Genomic DNA, 19315 nt, shown 5'->3' with positions numbered 1-19315 from the left:
CATGTCTTATGTCGATGGCTGTGTGATTGCTGTACCGACCGCCAACCGCGAGCAATTCAAGAAGCACGCCGAAATCACCAGCGCGATTTTCAAGGAGAACGGCGCCTTGAGCATTGTTGAATGTTGGGGTGACGACGTGCCGGACGGCAAAGTGACCTCGTTTCCGATGGCGGTAAAACTCAAGGAAGACGAAACCGTGGTGTTTTCCTGGATCATCTGGCCAGACAAGTCGACCCGCAATGCCGGCATGCAGAAAATGATGGCCGACCCGCGCATGCAACCGGACGTCAATTCAATGCCGTTCGATGGTCAGCGCATGATCTTCGGCGGCTTCAACATCATCTATCAGTCCTGACGCGAACCGTCGGATCACTCCGCGCTCGGGGTGATCCGGCAACTCTTGCGATTACGGATCTCGTTATCCGTCGGCCGCTCCCTGACGAACTCGAAACGCGGCTCACCTTCGCTATAGTGAACCAGCCAGCCCCATTCCAGCTCGGATTCATCCTGCCCCGGTTGTGGCGGCATTGCCCACCATGGCTCTTTGCTGATGATCTCCCGCATGGCCCCCTCCCGTTGTTTTCGGTTGGTTCAACTATAACGTGCATGTCAGGAGGTGCCAGGCATGAGCGACGAATTCCGTGAACCGTTCAAGCGGCTGTTTTTCGCGCTGAGCTGCCCGCCAGAGCAACGCCGGGCCATCGCCCAGTGGCGCAACGCGCTGCAACTGCGCAGCGGGCGCCCGGTGCCGGCGGACAACTTTCACCTGACGCTGCTGTTTTTGGGCGCGGTCGGTGTGGCGCAGATCGGCGAGATCTGCACAGCTGCCGCAAAGGTGCGCGTGCCGGGAGAGCCGTTGCGGCTGGTGCTTGATCGACTGGATGTCTGGCGCCGGGCCGGGGTGTTGGTGCTCGCACCCGAGCAGGCGCCGCCTGAGCTTTTGCGCTTGGTCTATGCGCTGGAGCAGGCAATGTTGCCGTTTGGGTTTGAGGATGCGCCGAAGGAGTTTCGCCCGCATTTGACGTTGATGCGCGACTATCGGATGCCGGTGCCCGAGTCTGCCGCTGCGCCTGAATTTTTCCTGCGTGCTGATCGATTCGTGCTGTTTGAATCGCATAAGGGGCGTTATCGGGCGTTGGCCGAATGGCCGCTCGTTCCTGCATAAAAAAAGGCGCCCGAGGAGGGCGCCTGAATTCACCTAAACCGAGGAAGCCAGGTGAGGCCGTTCTGCTTCAATAGCGTGCAGCGGTGGTAAGGCGCTGCGGGAACGGAAAACTGTAAAGCTGATGATCGTTCCCACGCTCCGCGTGGAAATGCAGCCCGGGGCAAGCCCGGCTCCCACAGGGTTGGCGTCGTAGACAAATCTGTGTTCCAGCACGGAACCTTGTGGGAGCCGGGCTTGCCCGCGATGGCTATCTCAAATTCAGCGATTATTTGCCGAGCTTCACCTTGGTCCAGCCACGGGTCATGATCCGCTGGATGGCAATCGGCTGGTCGGGAATGGCATACAGCGTCGCCATCACCGCTTCCGGCGGATAGGAACCCGGTTCGTTGCGGATCGCTTCATCCACCAACGGCGTGGCGGCCGCGTTGGCGTTGCTGTAGCCGATGTTGTTGGTGATGTCGGCAATCACATCCGGGCGCATCAGGAAGTTCATGAACAGGTAGGCGTTCTCAACGTTGGCGGCGTCACGCGGCATGGCGACCATGTCGTAGAAACTGCCGGCACCTTCTTTTGGAATGCTGTAGTCGATCTTCACCTTGTCGCCAGCTTCCTCGGCGCGGGCCTTGGCCTGCAGCACGTCGCCGGAGTAACCGACGGCCACGCAGATGTTGCCGTTGGCCAGGTCCGAGATGTACTTCGAGGAATGGAAGTACGCCACCGACGGGCGAATTTTCATGAACAGCGCTTCGGCCTCCGCGATGTGCGCCTTGTCCTGATCGTTCACCGGGTAACCCAGGTAGTGCAGGGCGGCCGGGATCATCTCGGTCGGCGAATCGAGGAAGCTGATGCCGCAGGCTTTCAGTTTTTCAGCGTTTTCCGGTTTGAACAGCAAGTCCCAGGAGTTGGTCGGGGCGTTGGCGCCGAGCACTTCCTTGACCTTGGCCGGGTTAAAGCCGATACCGATCGAGCCCCACATGTACGGGAAGGCATGACTGTTGTCGGGGTCGCTGGCGGCGGCGTTTTTCAGCAGTACCGGGTTGAGGTTTTTCCAGTTTGGCAGCTTCGATTTGTCGAGCGTCTGGTACACCCCGGCCTTGATCTGCTTGGCCAGAAAACTGTTGGACGGCACGACGAGGTCGTAGCCGGATTTGCCCGCGAGCAGGCGTGCTTCAAGGGTTTCATTGCTGTCGAACACATCGTAGGTCACGCGGATGCCAGTCTCGTCTTCGAACTTCTTGACGGTGTCCGGGGCGATGTAGTCCGACCAGTTGTAGACGCGCAGTACCTTGTCATTGGCCTGGGCGCCGGTAGCCATTGCGCCCAATAAGGACAGTGTCAGCAGAGTCCTGCCAAGCATTTTCATCGGTACAACTCCATTTCTTTTTTATTCAAATACGCAAAACAGTTGCAGTCATGGCACACCCCTTGTAGCAGCTGGCGAAGCCTGCGTTCGGCTGCGAAGCAGTCGTGAGTTCAGACACTGCGGTTCTATCAGGAAGATTGAATTCACAGGTTTTACGACTACTTCGTAGCCGAACGCAGGCTTCGCCAGCTGCTACAAAGTGTGCGTGCAGCAGACCCTTAGGCCACTGCTCCAGCCATTTGCTTTTCAGGTTGTTGCCAGGATTCGCTGGCGGTCTGGTCCATCGCTTCCTGGATCGCACGCTTACGGGTGGCTTCGGCGCGGCGGCTGAAGTACCAGACCATGAAAGTCACGATCGAGACGGCCAACAGGATCAAACTGGCTACGGCGTTGATCTCGGGTTTCACGCCCAGACGTACCGCCGAGAACACTTCCATCGGCAAGGTCGTCGAACCCGGCCCGGAGACGAAGCTCGCCAATACCAGGTCATCCAGCGACAGGGCAAACGACATCATGCCGCCGGCTGCCAACGAGGGCGCGATCATCGGAATGGTGATCAGGAAAAATACCTTGAATGGCTTGGCACCGAGGTCCATGGCCGCTTCTTCGATGGACAGGTCCAGCTCGCGCAAGCGGGCGGAGACTACCACCGCGACATACGCGGCACAAAACGTGGTGTGCGCGATCCAGATCGTCACCAGGCCACGTTCCTGCGGCCAGCCGATCAACTGCGCCATGGCCACGAACAGCAGCAACAGCGACAGACCGGTGATCACTTCCGGCATCACCAGCGGCGCCGTTACCAGGCCGCCGAACAGCGTGCGGCCCTTGAAGCGGGTCACGCGGGTCAGCACAAACGCCGCCAACGTGCCCAGCGCCACCGCCGCAATCGCGGTGTAGCAGGCGATTTCCAGCGAGCGCACCACCGAGCCCATCAGTTGCGTGTTGTCCAGCAAACCGGCGTACCACTTGAACGACCAGCCACCCCACACCGTCACCAGTTTGGAGGCGTTGAACGAGTAGATCACCAGAATCAGCATCGGCAGGTAGATAAACGACAGGCCGAAAATCAACATGAACTTTGAAAATCCGAAGCGTTTCATCCCCGACTCTCCATCTCTTTGGCCTGGCTACGGTTGAACAGCAGAATCGGCACAATCAGGATCAGCAACATCACCACCGCCAGGGCAGACGCCACCGGCCAATCGCGGTTGTTGAAGAACTCTTGCCACAGCACGCGACCGATCATCAGGGTTTCCGGGCCGCCCAGCAGTTCCGGAATCACGAACTCACCGACCACCGGAATGAACACCAGCATGCAACCGGCGATGATGCCGTTCTTGGCCAGCGGCACGGTGATTTTCCAGAAACTGTTGAAGGTGCTCGAGCCCAGGTCCGACGCTGCTTCCAGCAAGCTCTGATCGTGTTTGACCAGGTTGGCGTACAGCGGCAGGATCATGAACGGCAGATACGCATACACCACACCGATGTAGACGGCGGTGTTGGTGTTGAGGATCTCGATCGGGTGCGACGTCAGGCCGGTCCACATCAGAAACGCGTTGAGCAAACCGTTGTTGCTGAGGATGCCCATCCACGCATAAACGCGGATCAGGATCGCTGTCCAGGTCGGCATCATGATCAGCAGCATCAGGACGTTTTGCGCTTCCTTGCTGGCCTTGGTGATCGCGTAGGCCATCGGGAAACCGAGGACCAGGCACATCAGCGTGCTGAAAAACGCGACCTTCAACGAACCGAGGTAGGCCGAGAGGTACAGCTCATCGTCGGTCAGCAGCAGGTAGTTGCCAACGTTCAAGAACAGCTGGAATTTCTGTTCGGCGTAGGTGTAGATCTCGGAGTAAGGAGGAATGGCCAGCGCCGCTTCCGAGAAGCTGATCTTCATCACCAGGAAGAACGGCAACAGGAAAAACAGGCACAGCCACAAGAATGGAATCCCGATGACGAGCTTTCGACCACTCGGCATCAGCCGCATAAACCGCTGATTGAGTGTTTTCATGAGCGCAGTACCACGCCGCTGTCGTCTTCCCACCACACATAGACCTTGTCGTCCCAGGTCGGACGCGCGCCACGGCGTTCGGCGTTGGCCATGAACGACTGGACGATCTTGCCGCCAGGCAGCTCCACGTAAAACACCGAGTGACCGCCGAGGTAGGCGATGTCGTGCACCTTGCCTTGCGACCAGTTGTAGCGAGTGTCCGGCTTGATCGTGCTGACCAGCATTTTTTCCGGGCGGATGGCGTAGGTGATCGACTTGTCCTGCACCGAGGTGCTGACGCCGTGGCCAACGTAAATCTTGTTTTCAAGGTCCGGGCTGTGAATGATCGCGTGACCTTCAAGGTCTTCCACAACTGTGCCGTCGAAGGCGTTCACGTTGCCAATGAACTCGCAGACCATGCGGCTGACCGGTGCTTCATAGATGTCGACCGGGCTGCCGATTTGCGCAATCCAGCCCAGGTGCATGATTGCGATGCGCTCGGCCATGGTCATGGCCTCTTCCTGGTCGTGGGTCACCATCACGCACGTCACGCCGACGCGCTCGATGATCTCGACCAACTCCAGTTGCATCTGCGAACGCAGTTTTTTATCCAGGGCGCCCATCGGTTCGTCGAGCAGCAACAGCTTCGGACGTTTGGCCAGGGAACGGGCCAGTGCCACACGTTGACGTTGACCGCCGGACAGTTGATGCGGTTTGCGTTTGGCGTACTGGGTCATGTGCACCAGTCGCAGCATTTCTTCAACGCGGGCGTCGATTTCGCTGGCGGGCAAACGGTCCTGCTTGAGGCCGAAGGCGATGTTCTGGGCCACGGTCATGTGCGGGAACAAGGCGTAGGACTGGAACATCATGTTGATCGGCCGCTCGTACGGCGGCATGTCGGTGATGTCGACACCGTCAAGCATGATCCGGCCTTCGGTGGGACGTTCGAAACCGGCGAGCATGCGCAGCAGCGTCGATTTGCCCGAGCCGGAGCCGCCGAGCAGGGCGAAGATTTCGCCTTGATGAATCTCCAGCGAAACATCGTCCACTGCGATGGTTTCGTCGAACTTCTTGGTGACGCGGTCGACTTTCACCAACACCTTTTTCGGTGCCTGGTGACCTTCAAGAGCCTTCCTGTAAATGCTGGAGGCGTTTGCCATGTGAAACTCCCAACAGGTTTCAGTCGTCGGGCCAACGCGGCCTGACTTAATAGTGGATTGCTAGCCTGAGCCGGGTACGGTCCTTGTAGGAGCCGAGCTTGCTCGCGATGAGGCCCCGGCAGCCGACATCAATGTTGAATGTTCGGTCGCCATCGCGAGCAAGCTCGGCTCCTACAGGGTTACCCGTTCCGGCTGGGCTTATTCGGCGCCGCCGTCCTGGCTGCCTGGTAGTACTTGTTGTTATCGCAGTGTGTTGCTGTCGCGAGGGACGGGCGCGCAAGGGCACGCCCGACTGGCTCGCGGGGGCAGTAAATTTATGTTCAGTGTTTTAAGTCAGCGGTTTTTACGCAGCGCGGCCCGTCGCCGGCACGCATCGCCGAACGCCTGGAAAATACTCAGGTAGGGCGGGTTCGACAGCACCTGCCATTCCGGATGCCACTGCACGCCGACGGCAAAGGTCGGGCTGTGCTCCACCGAAATCGCCTCGATCAAACCGTCCGGCGCAATCGCTTCGGCACGCAGGCCGGGCGCCAGTCGGTCGATGCCTTGGCTGTGAATCGAATTGACCATGAACCCGGCCGGCAACTCCAGCGCCTCGAACACGCCACCCGGTTGCACGGTGACCGCATGCGCCGGTGCGTATTGCACCGCCAGCTCCGGGCTGTCCGCCTCGCGGTGATCGAGCATGCCGGGCACCTCGTGGACCTTCTGGTGCAGGCTGCCACCAAACGCCACGTTCATTTCCTGGAAGCCCCGGCAGATGCCGAGCACCGGCACGCCAGCCGCAATGGCCGCACGCAATAAAGGAAGGGTTGTGGCGTCCCGCGCCGGATCGTGATCCGTGCCGGGAGCGCTGGCCGGGCCTTGATAGTGGAAAGGCTCCACATTCGAGGGCGAGCCGGTCAGCAACAGACCGTCGAGATGCGCGAGCATATCCTCGATTTCAGTCAGTTCGCCTAAGGAAGGAATGACCACAGGCAGCCCCAAAGCCGCGACGCTGACAGCACGCAAGTACTTGTCGCCGCTGATGTGGTAGGGGTGCAGGCCAATCTGTTTGACGCACGCAGTAACGCCGATCAATGGCTTGAATGCCATTTTTATCACCTCGAAGTTTCACACTTGAACGAGCTTTTCCGGAGCTTAGCCTTGTTGATTTTAATTAACAACTCTCATGTAAAAAATTCTAAACGCCGTACGTCCGAACCTCAGCGTTTACACGGTGTGCAAGACTCATTTAGGACTCTCGTGCCCAAAAAAGGCCCGAAAATAAAGGTTGAAAGGCCAAGTGTTCGCTATTGACTTCACTTTGCCGTTCGGGTTGACTGGGCTCGTGAAAGGGTAGTGAACATAATAATTAACAGCTAAAAAATAGGTGCATCATGTCGGTCCCTCTGCGTGCCGTTCAACTCAACGAAGCAAACGCATTCCTTAAGAAATATCCTGAGGTTTTGTACGTCGACCTTCTGATTGCGGATATGAACGGTGTGGTGCGCGGCAAGCGCATCGAGCGCACCAGTCTTCATAAGGTCTACGAAAAAGGCATTAACCTGCCGGCGTCCCTGTTTGCTCTGGACATCAATGGTTCTACGGTGGAAAGCACCGGCCTGGGTCTGGACATCGGCGACTCTGACCGAATCTGTTTCCCCATTCCTGGCACCCTCAGCATCGAGCCTTGGCAGAAGCGCCCGACCGCGCAACTGTTGATGACCATGCATGAACTGGAAGGCGAGCCGTTCTTCGCCGACCCGCGTGAAGTGTTGGCCAATATCGTGCGCAAGTTCGACGACATGGGCCTGACCATCTGCGCTGCGTTCGAACTCGAGTTCTATCTGATCGACCAGGACAACGTGAACGGCCGTCCGCAATCGCCGCGCTCACCGGTGTCCGGCAAGCGTCCGGTGTCGACCCAGGTGTACCTGATCGACGACCTCGACGAATACGTCGACTGCCTGCAAGACATCCTCGAAGGCGCGAAAGAGCAGGGCATCCCTGCTGACGCCATCGTCAAGGAAAGCGCCCCGGCGCAGTTCGAAGTGAACCTGCATCACGTCAACGACCCGATCAAAGCCTGCGACTACGCGGTGTTGCTCAAGCGTCTGGTGAAGAACATCGCCTACGACCACGAGATGGACACCACGTTTATGGCCAAGCCGTATCCGGGTCAGGCAGGCAACGGTCTGCACGTGCACATTTCGATTCTCGACAAAGAAGGCAACAACATCTTTGCCAGCGAGGATCCCGAGCAGAACGCCGCGCTGCGACACGCGATCGGCGGTGTGCTCGAGACCCTGCCGGCGCAGATGGCGTTCCTCTGCCCGAACGTCAACTCGTACCGTCGTTTCGGCGCGCAGTTCTACGTGCCGAACTCCCCGAGCTGGGGCATCGACAACCGTACCGTAGCAGTGCGTGTGCCAACCGGTTCGCCGGACTCGGTACGCATCGAGCATCGTGTTGCGGGTGCCGACGCCAACCCGTACCTGTTGATGGCCTCGGTTTTGGCGGGTATTCACCACGGCCTGACCAACCAGATCGAACCGGGCGCACCGGTGGAAGGCAACAGCTACGAGCAAAACGAGCAGAGCCTGCCGAACAACCTGCGCGATGCCCTGCGCGAGCTGGACGACAGCGAAGTCATGGCCAAATACATCGACCCGCTGTACATCGACGTGTTCGTGGCGTGCAAGGAAAGCGAGCTGGCCGAGTTCGAGAACTCCATCTCCGACCTTGAGTACAACTGGTACTTGCACACGGTTTGATTGGCTAAAAACCGTCAGTCAAGGATAAAAGGCGGGTGTACACCGATCGCGTGTACACCGCCAACCCCTGTGGGAGCGGGCTTGCCCGCGATAGCGTCATCACAGTCAACATTGATGGCGCCTGACACACCGCAATCGCGGGCAAGCCCGCTCCCACAGTGGATTGCATTTCAAATCTTTAACTGACTGGCAGTCAATCCAACGATCACTTATTCCTCTACGTCGAGTCACAACCATGACAAACACTCGCAGCGACTGGGAGCAACGCTTCCAGTCCCTAACCATTGAAAGCCGTGCGTTCATCGACGGCCAATACGCCCCGGCACTCAGCGGCGATACCTTTGAATGCACGAGCCCGGTCGACGGTCGCTTCCTGGCCAACGTCGCCAGCACCGACGAAGCCGACGCCAATGCGGCCGTCGCCGTCGCGCGCCGCACGTTCGAATCCGGCATCTGGGCCAACCTCGCCCCGGCCGAGCGCAAGCGCATCCTGATCCGCTTCGCCGACCTGATCCTGGCCAACCAGGAAGAACTCGCCCTGCTCGAAACCCTCGATATGGGCAAGCCGATCAACGACTCGATGAACATCGACATCCCGGCGACCGCCAACGCGATCCGCTGGAGCGCCGAAGCCATCGACAAGATCTACGACGAAGTCGCCGCCACCCCGCACGATCAACTGGGCCTCATCACCCGTGAACCGGCGGGTGTAGTCGCGGCCATCGTGCCGTGGAATTTCCCGTTGATCATGGCCAGCTGGAAGTTCGCCCCGGCCCTGGCGGCTGGCAACTCGTTCATCCTCAAGCCTTCGGAAAAGTCTCCGCTGACCGCCATTCGCATTGCGCAACTGGCACTGGACGCCGGCATCCCGAAAGGCGTGTTCAACGTGCTGCCGGGCTTCGGTCACACCGTCGGCAAGGCACTGGCGTTGCACATGGACGTCGACGTGCTGGCCTTCACTGGCTCGACCGCGATTGCCAAGCAACTGATGATCTACGCCGGGCAAAGCAACATGAAACGCGTGTGGCTCGAAGCCGGGGGCAAGAGCCCGAACGTGGTGTTCGCCGACGCGCCGGACCTGCGCGCGGCAGCCCAAGCGGCGGCCGGTGCGATTGCCTTCAACCAGGGCGAAGTCTGCACCGCCGGCTCGCGCTTGCTGGTCGAGCGTTCGATCCGCGAACAGTTCATTCCGCTGCTGGTGGAAGCCTTGCAAGCCTGGAAACCGGGCCATGCACTGGACCCTGAAACCACCGTCGGTGCGGTCGTCGATCAGCGTCAATTGGACAACGTCTTGCGTTACATCCAGGTCGGCAAAGACCAGGGCGCGCAACTGATCGCGGGTGGCAGCCGCACCCTCGAAAGCACCGGCGGCCTGTACGTGGAACCGGCGATTTTCGACGGCGTGACCAACGCCATGACCATCGCCCGTGAAGAAATTTTCGGCCCGGTGCTGTCGCTGATCACCTTCGACACCGCTGAAGAAGCCCTGGGCATCGCCAACGACAGCATCTTCGGCCTGGCCGCCGGCGTCTGGACCAGCAACCTGAGCAAGGCTCACACCTTCGCTCGCGGCTTGCGTGCCGGCAGCGTCTGGGTCAACCAATACGACGGCGGCGACATGACCGCGCCGTTCGGCGGGTACAAGCAGTCGGGTAACGGTCGGGACAAATCGCTGCACGCGTTCGACAAGTACACCGAACTCAAAGCGACCTGGATCAAGCTCTAACACCTATAAAAAAAGCGACGGTCGCCGGCACGCTGCCGGCGGTCATCGGAGAAACTTATGAAACAAAGCTCTGATAAACAAAATCATGTAAACAGCTACTACGCCGCCACTCGCAACTTCAAGGGCGACTTCCCGGTATTGGAAGGTGCGGTGGACTGCGACGTCTGCATCATCGGCGCAGGCTACACCGGTTTGTCCTCGGCGCTGTTCCTCGCCGAAGCCGGCTACAGCGTCACCGTACTGGAAGCCGCCAAAGTCGGTTTCGGCGCCAGCGGTCGCAACGGCGGTCAACTGGTCAACTCTTATAGCCGCGACGTCGATGTCATCGAAGAACGCTACGGCGACAAGACGGCTGAAATCCTTGGCAGCATGATTTTCGAAGGCGCCGACATCATTCGTCAGCGCATACAACACTACGACATCCGGTGCGACTACCGTCCGGGCGGCATCTTCGCCGCGATGAACAAGAAGCAACTCAATGGCCTGGCCGAGCAGAAGAAGAGCTGGGAGCGCTACGGCAACAAGAACCTGAAAATGCTCGACAAGGCCGACATCAAGCGCGAAGTCGGGTCCGACGCCTACGTCGGCGGCCTGCTGGACATGCAGGGCGGCCACATTCACCCGCTGAACCTGGCCCTCGGCGAAGCGTCGGCCATCATCGGCCTGGGCGGCAAAATCTACGAACAATCGGCGGCGGTGGAAATCACCTACGGCGAACCGATCACCGTGCGCACCGCCAAAGGCGTGGTGAAGGCCAAGTACCTGCTGATCGCCGGTAACGCCTACCTGCCGCAAGGCCTCGACAACCGCGTGACCAGCAAAAGCATGCCGTGCGGCTCGCAAATCGTCGTCACCGAACCGTTGTCGGAGCAGCAGGCGCGCAGCCTGATCAAAAACAACTACTGCGTCGAAGACTGCAACTACCTGCTGGATTACTACCGCCTCACCGCCGACAACCGCTTGCTGTACGGCGGTGGCGTGGTCTACGGCGCGCGTGAACCGGATGACATCGAACAGCTGATCAAGCCGAAAATCCTCAAGACCTTCCCGCAACTGAAGGACGTGAAGATCGACTACCGCTGGACCGGTAACTTCCTGCTGACCATGTCGCGCATGCCGCAATTCGGCCGCATCGAGAAAAACGCCTACTACATGCAAGGTTACAGCGGCCACGGCGTCACCTGCTCGCACCTGGCCGGCAAACTGATCTCGGAAATGATCCGCGGCGACGCCGAACGCTTCGATGCGTTCGCTTCGCTGCCACACATGCCAATGATCGGCGGCCGCACCTTCTCGGCCCCATTGACCGCCCTCGGTGCCGTGTATTACTCGCTGCGCGACCGTTTCGGCATCTAAATCCGCCGCAATCCCTGTAGGAGCCGAGCTTGCTCGCGATGGCGGTGTATCAGCCTCCATCGATGTGACTGACACACCGCCATCGCGAGCAAGCTTGGCTCCTACAGGAGCGAGCCTGCTCGCGAAGAGGCCATATCAGCCACCGTCGATAGGCCCTGACTCACCCCCGTCGCATGCTGGCACCAGGCCCCAACAGCCTTTTTAACTAACCATTTATCGAACCTGCTGAGCAACACGAACAAACGTGATTTAATACCCGCCTTTCAAATTTCCGGGACAGGGAAGCGGTGTTTTTCGCGGCCAAAAGTCGCCCGCCATCCACCCCCATTACCCCTTAAGTAATTCACGCACTGCTCGCGAAGAGGCCATATCAGCCACCGTCGATAGGCCCTGACTCACCCCCGTCGCATGCTGGCACCAGGCCCCAACAGCCTTTTTAACTAACCATTTATCGAACCTGCTGAGCAACACGAACAAACGTGATTTAATACCCGCCTTTCAAATTTCCGGGACAGGGAAGCGGTGTTTTTCGCGGCCAAAAGTCGCCCGCCATCCACCCCCATTACCCCTTAAGTAATTCACGCATAAGGCTGTCATGGACACGGGCTCAAGACTCAAATTAGTACGCGAAAGCTACAAAATGTCCCAGCGCGAGCTGGCCCGGCGTAGCGGCGTCACCAATGCCACCATCTCCCTGATCGAACAGAATCGCGTCAGTCCCTCCGTCAGCTCCCTGAAAAAACTGCTCGAAGGCATCCCCATGTCCTTGGCGGACTTCTTCACCTTCGACCAGCCCCCGCGTGAGCATCAATACGTGTTCCGCGCCAATGAACAGCCGGATCTTGGGCGCCATGGGTTGCGGTTGCTGCTGATCGGCGCCTCGGTGCCGAGTCGGCAAATGCGCTTGCTGCGTGAGCAATACGCGCCTGGCGCGAGTTCGGGGGAGGAGCCGATTGTGCATTCGGAAGGGGAGGAGTGTGGGCTCGTAACCCGTGGCACGGTTGAACTGACCGTGGATGGCCAGATCAGCGTGCTCAACGCGGGCGACGGCTACTACTTCCCGACAACCCTGCCGCACAAGTTTCGCAATATTGGCCAGGATGAAGCGGAAATCATCAGCGCCAACACCCCGGCAAACTTCTAACCTCAAAACGGACGCAACCTTGTAGCAGCTGCCGAAGGCTGCGTCCGCATTCAACACCCATGCTGAATGGAAGCAGCTGCTTCAGCGTTTATCTAAAGAAATGGACTTCACCTCATGACCACACCCCGCATCCGCCCCCTCGCACTCTGCATCTTCCATCACAATGGCAAGATCCTGCTCAGCGAAGCCCACGACCCCATCAAAAACCGCCCATTTTTCCGCCCAATCGGCGGTGGAATCGAGTTTGGCGAAACCAGTGCCCAAGCCATTGTCCGCGAAGTTCAGGAAGAACTTGGTTTGGCTATTACTGATGTCCGCTTGCTCGGGACGCTTGAAAACATCTTTACCTACGCCGGCAGGCCAGGGCACGAAATTGTGCAGGTTTACGATGCGAAGTTTGTGGATGTTAGCGTTTATGATTTGCCGTATTTGGGCGGTCAGGAAACCGATGGTGCGACGTTCACTGCGAAGTGGCTGGAGTGGGAGGGCTTTAGTGATGAGGCGCCGTTGGTTCCTGATGGGCTCTACGATCTACTTAAAAAGGTCGCATTGCTGAATTGATCTCTGTGGCTGTTTGTTGGCGAGGTGCATATGGGGTGGGACGTTATTGTTATAGTGTTAAAAGTGATATTTGTTATATGGATGGTTTCATATATTTTCCGGCCTTTTCTTCCTTGTTGGTATAACAATTTTGCTGAGATAATCGGTTATAGATTGCTCGGTGTAATACTTGCTGTTCCTGTTTTTGTCCGAAATGCTTGGGTGGTTTCATCATCCATAATGTATTACTTGGGTATGTTCTCAATTCTCGGGTTGCTTTTCGCGGGTGCATTCCTTTTTGGGTATACGCTGCTGTTAGAGTTAGGCGTGAGCATTCCCGGCCTGTGGCCTTGCTATTCTATTTTAAGCAGAATTGCGCAGAACAAAACCGCCTGGGCTGGCGCCACTACAGTCATTGCTACAACAGTCGCAATCGGTCATATGTGGAATCTCAGATTAACATCAACTAAGTTTTATGAAGAAATGAAAAAGCTTGCAAGGGAGGAACGGGAAGCTAGAGAAAAGCAAAGGCAAGAGCGTAAAAGCAAATCTCTTTTCTAGTGGAAATGATGAAATTTTTACTTAATAAATAGATCTGTCACCTTTGATTGCGATTGGGGGATTCTGCCATGTATGAAACAGATCATGAAAAACCCGCAGTAATGCGGGTTTTTTATTGTGGTAATTCGGTCACTGATCCTTATGCGTATCGAATCCACGCTGCTCAATCACCCGAAACACATCACTCACATCCTGGACCATGATCCGGGCGATGTTGGTGACGGTGTTGATGTCGTTTTCGGCGTAGTCGGGGAGGCTGGTGCAGGCCATCAGGTTTAGGTATTTGAGGACGGCGTTGAGGCGTTCGCTGAGGCAGTTGTGGAGTTCGCGTAGCGGGGCGTCGTTGTCGATGAGCAGGACAGGGTAGTCGGTGGCGAATTGGGACATCGGGGTGAAGCGGCGGGGCGGATTGTTCGTAGACATAAAGATGAGCTCTTCAAAGGATTATGTAGCCACCTTTCTGCTGCGAAACAAATAGGTGGCAGCTATGTGTGGGTTCGCAGACCGGAGAAGAGACAAAAGCCGGCAGACCCGAAGGTCTCCCACACACAGCCGCCATAAAACGTAACGGCGGCAAAGTTTGCCACAGTTGTCATTTAGCGGTGCGTCATCTTCTTCAGGGCTGCGAAACCCTTTCGCTGACTGCGGTCAGCAACGAGTCGAATATAGGCGTCGATTTTGGTGGCTGCAAACGGGGTTGTAGGACGCAAACTGGGCATTTCGGTGGGTGGCTGCGGTTGAATGCAGTTGGGTCGCGGGCGTGAAATCAAAGGTTGTTTAGTGTCAGGTGAACCTTGCTCGCTGGGTTTACGGCTGCTGCGCAACCGGACGCAGGCTTCGCCAGCTGCTACAGGGTTTTGAGTTGTTTAAAAGTTTGGTGAGGGATGGGGCGGCTTCGCTGCTCAGTGGGAGCAAGCTCCCTCGTCACAGGGGGCGGTTTCCTACATGTTTTTCGGATGGCCCGAAACGACAAAGCCCCGAATCGTTGGGGCTTTGTGCAATTACCAAAATCGATGTTGCGGATCGTTCGACGTCATTGTCGGTCCTGCGGCGAATGCGGGTTGTGTTCGGTGTTTTTCGGGCCGAACGCTGCCCATGCCAGGACCCCAATCATCGGCACGAACACGATCACCACGATCCACAAGAGTTTGTTGCTCGATTTGCCGTCGGCTTTGCGGACTCTGTTGATTGCCCATAGCTCGATCAGTAGAAGAACTGCCGTAAGTACTATCCAGGTTGTTTCGAATTGCATGGGTCACCCTCCTGATGGTCATTCAGTTAGGTGAGTGATGGTGGGCAGGGTTCATTAATTTTTGGGTTTTGTGGGTTAGGCATAAGCGGGGTTGCTCGCGATGGTGGTCTGTCAGGTCATTCAATTTTACCTGGCCTTCCGCATTCGCGGGCAAGCCCGCTCCCACATGGAGTTGCAGGGTTAGTTAGATCGAGGTGGCCAGTTTTCCGGTGGCGAGGCGGCGTTTGTAAGCGGTGTCGCGGTTGGCGAGCCAGTAGTAGAGCGGCGAGGTGATCAGCAGGCCGACCAACCAGGACAAATCAGCGCCATTGATGTGCTCCGAAATCGGCCCGACATACAGCGGCGTATTCATGAACGGAATCTGCACCACAATCCCGATCGCATACGCCAACAACGCCTGCGGGTTGTACCGCCCGTAAATCCCGCCATCGACCTTGAAGATCGAATCAATGTCGTAATGACCTTTGTGAATCGCATAGAAGTCGATCAGGTTGATTGCGGTCCACGGCACCAGCACTACGAGCAGCACCAGCACCATGTCGACGAAGTGGCCGATGAAGTTGGCGGAGGCGCCGACGGCGGCGAAGCAGCAGGCGGCGAGGACCAATACCGAGAGGACGGCGCGGCTTTTTGCGGTGGGGATCCAGCGGTAGGCGAAGGTTTGCACCAGGGTGATCAGCGACAGCACGGCGCCGTAGAGGTTGAGGGCGTTGTGGCTGATGACGCTGAGCAGGAACAGCATGAGCATCAGCGGGCCGACGGAGCCGGTGGCGAGTTTGACGGCGTCCATGGTGTCCATCCCGACGGGCGTGGCGAGGACGGCGACGGCGCCGAAGATGAACGAGAGGCTGGAGCCGAGGACGGTGCCCAGGTACGTGGTCCAGAACGTGGCGGCGACCGGTACGTTGGCCGGCAGGTAGCGCGAGTAGTCGGAGACGTACGGCGCGAAGGCGATTTGCCAGAGCGCGGCGAGGGACACGGTGGCGAGCCAGCCGGACAGGTTGAAGCTGCCACGGGTGAGGAAGTCGGCAGTCTGCACGTGGGTGAAGATGTAGCCGAAACCGAGCACGATGCCGGCGCCGAGCACCCAGGTGCCGATGCGGTTGAGCACGTGGATGAAGCGGTAGCCAATGATGCCGATGATGCCGGAACCGAGGGCGCCGATGACGATGCCTACCGGCACCGGAACGCTGTCGACGACGCCGTGAAGGGACTTGCCGGCGAGGACGATGTTGGAGGCGAAGAAGCCGATGTACATCACGCCGGCGATCAGCACCACCAGCAGTGCGCCGAGGGAGCCGAACTGGGCGCGGCTCTGGATCATTTGCGGGATGCCCATCTGCGGGCCTTGCGCCGAGTGCAGCGCCATCAGCACGCCGCCGACCAGGTGGCCGACGAGGATGGCGACAATGCCCCACACCAGGTTCAGGTGAAACATTTGCACGCCGAGGGCGCCGGTGACGATGGGCAACGGCGCGATGTTGCCGCCGAACCAGAGGGTGAACAGGTCGCGGGTTTTTCCGTGGCGATCTTCGGGCGGCACGTAGCCAATGGTGTGTTTTTCAATGAGCGGGGCGGTGGTGGTTGCAGCGGTAACCATGACGGACTCCAAGGCAATTTTGAGTACGTGGACGTACTTCGGTGAGCGCCGCACAGGGCGACGCTTTTCTTGTTGGAGTTGATGATGTGCGGTGGGTGGCGAGAGATAAATTAGTAAGATTGTGGGTATAGACGTTAAAAAATGTATGTCGCCGGGACAGTGAAAAACCTGTGGGAGCGGGCTTGCCCGCGATGGCGGTCTGTCAGCCAGTTCTATATCGGCTGTCAGGCCCTCATCGCGGGCAAGCCCGCTCCCACAGGGATTTTTGGTGTGTTCAGATTCTTTGTCAGCTGATCGATAGCAGCATCCGTTGCAGCATGGCATCGCAGGCGTTGAGCTGTTCGAGGCTGACGAATTCGTCGGGTTTGTGGCCCTGATCCATGCTGCCGGGGCCGCAGACGACGGTGGGAATTCCGGCAGCGTCGAACAGGCCGCCCTCGGTGCCGAATGCCACGGTGCCGAACGCTCTTGAGCCCGAAAATAAAGCAATCAATTCCGCCGCTTCACTGTGCGCATCCGTCACCAAACCGGGATACGCCGACAACTCGCTGAAGCGAATCTCACTCTGCTCACTCACGGCCCGCATGCGCGGCAACACGTGTTGCTCGGCATAGGCCTTCAGTTCCTGCGCCACATCAACGGGATCAAACGAAGGCAGGGCTCGGATTTCGAAGTCGAAGCGGCAATCGGCGGGGACGATGTTCAATGCCTTGCCACCAGAAATCACGCCGGTTTGCACGGTGCTGAACGGCGGATCGAACCGCGCATCGTGAAGCTCCGGCGCCTTCAGTCGGTGACCGATGCGTCCCAGCTCACCGATCAATTCAGCGGCGTATTCAATCGCATTGACCCCCTGCGGCGCGTAGGCGGAATGGCACGCTTGGCCGTGAACATCGCAGCGCATCGCCAGTTTGCCTTTATGCCCGAGCACCGGTTTCAGTTCGGTCGGTTCACCGATAATGCACAGCATTGGTTTGACCGGACGCTGTTGCAGTTCCGTCAGCAGCGAGCGCACGCCGAGGCAGCCAACCTCTTCATCGTAGGACAGCGCAATGTGCACCGGCCGGCGCAACGTGGCCTTCACCAGCGACGGCACCAGGGCGAGCACGCAGGCGATGTAGCCTTTCATGTCCGCCGTGCCGCGACCGTAGAGTTTGCCGTCGCGCTCGGTGAGTTCGAACGGCGCAACGGTCCACGGCTGACCGTCGACGGGCACCACGTCGGTGTGTCCCGACAGCACGATGCCCGGCAGATGCGCCGGGCCGAGGGTGGCGAACAGATTGGCCTTGCTGCGCTGCTCGTTGTAGATCAGTTCGCACTGCACATCGAAGCTTTCGAGGTAGTCGCCAACGAACTCGATCAGGTGCAGGTTGGATTCGCGGCTGGTGGTGTCGAACGCCACCAGCGTTTTCAGCAAATCGCGGCTGTGGCTCATCGGTCGTCTCCGGCGACGCCGTAACCGGGGGATTTGTCAGGGGCGAGGGCGCGGTCGATGTAGTCCTGGACTTGCGGGCGATAGGCGTCCCAGAGTTTTTCCAACTGGCCGATCGGGTTTTCGTCCGCCCAATCCACCCGCAGGTTGATGATCGGCCAGGTCAGTTCACCGACCACCACCAATGCCGCCGAATGCACCGGCCCGGCCTCGCCGCCAGCCGCGATGGCGGCTTTCATGGCGGCCAGCAAGCGGTCGGCCAGTTGACCTTCGCCGTGCTCGAACGCGTGGACCATGGCTTCGATCACTGAGCGATCCGCCAGCATGTTGCCGGCCGCCACGCATTGTTCGCCGGACACGGCATTGTGGTTACCCAGGGTTTGTGCACCGCTGAAATGCGCGGTCTGGCCCAGGTGGTCAATGGCGGTGATTTGCCGGTATTGGCTGTAGCCGTTGCGGGTCAGGACTTTGTCCAGCGCCTCGGCAGGCGCGAGGCCTTGCTCCATGAGCGCGAGGGTTTCCGGGCCGAGCGAGGGCAGGGTGATGTTTTGCGTGGAGACCGCGCCGACACCCGGAAGCAGCCACGGGCAACGGGCGCCGACGGCGATGCTGGAGGAACTGATCGCAATGCCGAACTGACCGGTTTCAGGGCAACGGGCGGCGATGGAGAAGGTCATGGTTGTGCTCCTTGTTTAGCCTGGCGAATAAGGTGTCTGGGCGGACGCCATCGCGGGCAAGCCCGCTCCCACAGTTGATTGAGGTCGTACACAAAACTATGACCACTGGAGATCCCTGTGGGAGCTGGCTTGCCTGCGAAGGCCGCGACTCGGTCTACTCAGGAATCACCGCAATCACATCGATCTCCATCAACCACTGCGGCTGCCCCAACGCCGACACCACCAACCCGGTGGAAATCGGGAACACGCCCTTGAGCCACTTGCCGACTTCCTGATAAACCGGCTCGCGATAGCGCGGATCAATCAGGTACGTCGTGGTTTTCACGATGTGGCTGAGATCGCTGCCGGCCTCTTCCAGCAACTGTTTGACGTTGCGCATCGCTTGCTCGGCCTGCGCGCGCGGGTCGCCCAGACCGACCAGTTTGCCTTCGAAGTCAGTCCCGACCTGACCGCGAACATAAACGGTATTCCCGGCCCGCACGGCCTGGCACAAATCGTTGTCCAGGCTCTGGTTCGGGTAGGTTTCCTTGGTGTTGAACATGCGAATTCGGGTGTGGGTTGGCGTGGACATCTGAAACTCCTGAATAAAA

General features: G+C 58.6%; 20 protein-coding genes. 8 read left to right on the top strand and 12 right to left on the bottom strand.

Going from position 1 to position 19315, the window contains the following annotated elements; all coding sequences use genetic code 11:
* The first annotated feature begins 1 nt into the window (after position 1).
* A complete protein-coding gene (locus BMS17_RS02315) occupies positions 2 to 355 on the top strand; it encodes a DUF1428 domain-containing protein (RefSeq protein ID WP_046027719.1) in 354 nt (117 codons plus the stop codon).
* Between the two features lie 14 nt (positions 356 to 369).
* On the opposite strand, the gene BMS17_RS02310 is transcribed toward BMS17_RS02315, so the two are convergent.
* The gene (locus BMS17_RS02310) at positions 370 to 564 is read right to left on the bottom strand and encodes a hypothetical protein (protein WP_046027717.1); all 195 of its coding nucleotides are present in this window, start codon (positions 562 to 564) and stop codon (positions 370 to 372) included.
* A gap of 61 nt (positions 565 to 625) precedes the next feature.
* Here BMS17_RS02310 and thpR point away from each other — a divergent pair, with 61 nt between their 5' ends.
* Positions 626 to 1165 carry an RNA 2',3'-cyclic phosphodiesterase gene (gene thpR, locus BMS17_RS02305; RefSeq protein ID WP_046027715.1) on the top strand — a complete coding sequence of 180 codons (540 nt, stop codon included), beginning with the start codon at positions 626 to 628 and terminating at the stop codon, positions 1163 to 1165.
* A gap of 265 nt (positions 1166 to 1430) precedes the next feature.
* Here the strand turns inward: thpR and BMS17_RS02300 are convergent, their stop codons facing one another.
* The 5 genes from BMS17_RS02300 to BMS17_RS02280 form a co-directional block, all read right to left on the bottom strand.
* Positions 1431 to 2528: a polyamine ABC transporter substrate-binding protein gene (locus BMS17_RS02300; RefSeq protein ID WP_046027711.1), complete on the bottom strand. Its 1098-nt coding sequence runs from the start codon at positions 2526 to 2528 to the stop codon at positions 1431 to 1433.
* A gap of 218 nt (positions 2529 to 2746) precedes the next feature.
* A complete protein-coding gene (locus BMS17_RS02295; RefSeq protein WP_046027709.1) occupies positions 2747 to 3631 on the bottom strand; it encodes an ABC transporter permease subunit in 885 nt (294 codons plus the stop codon).
* Positions 3628 to 4509, bottom strand: coding sequence for an ABC transporter permease subunit (locus BMS17_RS02290; RefSeq protein ID WP_175649006.1), 882 nt, complete (start codon positions 4507 to 4509; stop codon positions 3628 to 3630). The genes BMS17_RS02295 and BMS17_RS02290 overlap by 4 nt, the downstream gene beginning before the upstream one ends.
* A gap of 29 nt (positions 4510 to 4538) precedes the next feature.
* On the bottom strand, positions 4539 to 5681 hold the full coding sequence (potA, locus tag BMS17_RS02285; RefSeq protein WP_046027706.1) for a polyamine ABC transporter ATP-binding protein: 1143 nt from the start codon (positions 5679 to 5681) through the stop codon (positions 4539 to 4541).
* Between the two features lie 333 nt (positions 5682 to 6014).
* Positions 6015 to 6776 (bottom strand): gamma-glutamyl-gamma-aminobutyrate hydrolase family protein, encoded by a 762-nt coding sequence (locus BMS17_RS02280; protein ID WP_046027705.1) that lies wholly within the window; start codon positions 6774 to 6776, stop codon positions 6015 to 6017.
* Between the two features lie 284 nt (positions 6777 to 7060).
* On the opposite strand from BMS17_RS02280, the gene BMS17_RS02275 reads away from it, so the two are divergent.
* From BMS17_RS02275 to BMS17_RS02250, 6 genes are all read left to right on the top strand, one after another.
* Complete coding sequence (locus BMS17_RS02275) at positions 7061 to 8437, top strand: glutamine synthetase family protein (RefSeq protein ID WP_046027704.1); 1377 nt, start codon at positions 7061 to 7063, stop codon at positions 8435 to 8437.
* A gap of 235 nt (positions 8438 to 8672) precedes the next feature.
* Positions 8673 to 10163, top strand: a complete 1491-nt coding sequence (locus BMS17_RS02270; protein ID WP_046027702.1) for an aldehyde dehydrogenase — start codon at positions 8673 to 8675, stop codon at positions 10161 to 10163.
* Between the two features lie 57 nt (positions 10164 to 10220).
* Positions 10221 to 11519, top strand: a complete 1299-nt coding sequence (locus BMS17_RS02265) for an FAD-binding oxidoreductase (protein WP_077430327.1) — start codon at positions 10221 to 10223, stop codon at positions 11517 to 11519.
* A gap of 595 nt (positions 11520 to 12114) precedes the next feature.
* Complete coding sequence (locus tag BMS17_RS02260; protein WP_046027697.1) at positions 12115 to 12663, top strand: cupin domain-containing protein; 549 nt, start codon at positions 12115 to 12117, stop codon at positions 12661 to 12663.
* A gap of 114 nt (positions 12664 to 12777) precedes the next feature.
* Complete coding sequence (locus BMS17_RS02255) at positions 12778 to 13224, top strand: NUDIX hydrolase (RefSeq protein WP_077430326.1); 447 nt, start codon at positions 12778 to 12780, stop codon at positions 13222 to 13224.
* A 30-nt stretch (positions 13225 to 13254) separates the two neighbouring features.
* Complete coding sequence (locus BMS17_RS02250; RefSeq protein WP_077430325.1) at positions 13255 to 13764, top strand: hypothetical protein; 510 nt, start codon at positions 13255 to 13257, stop codon at positions 13762 to 13764.
* 129 nt (positions 13765 to 13893) lie between these two features.
* Here the strand turns inward: BMS17_RS02250 and BMS17_RS02245 are convergent, their stop codons facing one another.
* From BMS17_RS02245 to BMS17_RS02220, 6 genes are all read right to left on the bottom strand, one after another.
* Positions 13894 to 14187 carry a hypothetical protein gene (locus BMS17_RS02245; RefSeq protein ID WP_046027694.1) on the bottom strand — a complete coding sequence of 98 codons (294 nt, stop codon included), beginning with the start codon at positions 14185 to 14187 and terminating at the stop codon, positions 13894 to 13896.
* Positions 14188 to 14797: 610 nt separating this feature from the next.
* The gene (locus tag BMS17_RS02240; protein WP_046027693.1) at positions 14798 to 15016 is read right to left on the bottom strand and encodes a PLD nuclease N-terminal domain-containing protein; all 219 of its coding nucleotides are present in this window, start codon (positions 15014 to 15016) and stop codon (positions 14798 to 14800) included.
* Positions 15017 to 15200: 184 nt separating this feature from the next.
* On the bottom strand, positions 15201 to 16616 hold the full coding sequence (locus tag BMS17_RS02235) for a cytosine permease (RefSeq protein ID WP_046027692.1): 1416 nt from the start codon (positions 16614 to 16616) through the stop codon (positions 15201 to 15203).
* Between the two features lie 286 nt (positions 16617 to 16902).
* Positions 16903 to 18051, bottom strand: a complete 1149-nt coding sequence (gene argE, locus BMS17_RS02230) for an acetylornithine deacetylase (RefSeq protein WP_077430324.1) — start codon at positions 18049 to 18051, stop codon at positions 16903 to 16905.
* A complete protein-coding gene (locus tag BMS17_RS02225; protein ID WP_077430323.1) occupies positions 18048 to 18725 on the bottom strand; it encodes a DUF1028 domain-containing protein in 678 nt (225 codons plus the stop codon). The genes argE and BMS17_RS02225 overlap by 4 nt, the downstream gene beginning before the upstream one ends.
* 154 nt (positions 18726 to 18879) lie before the next feature.
* Positions 18880 to 19296, bottom strand: a complete 417-nt coding sequence (locus tag BMS17_RS02220; protein WP_059405554.1) for a RidA family protein — start codon at positions 19294 to 19296, stop codon at positions 18880 to 18882.
* Between the last annotated feature and the right edge of the window lie 19 nt (positions 19297 to 19315).

This window comes from Pseudomonas sp. C9 (assembly GCF_002000165.1).
GTDB lineage: Bacteria > Pseudomonadota > Gammaproteobacteria > Pseudomonadales > Pseudomonadaceae > Aquipseudomonas.
Note: the sequence above shows the minus strand (reverse complement) of the source record. Positions and strands in the feature narration are given on the sequence as shown.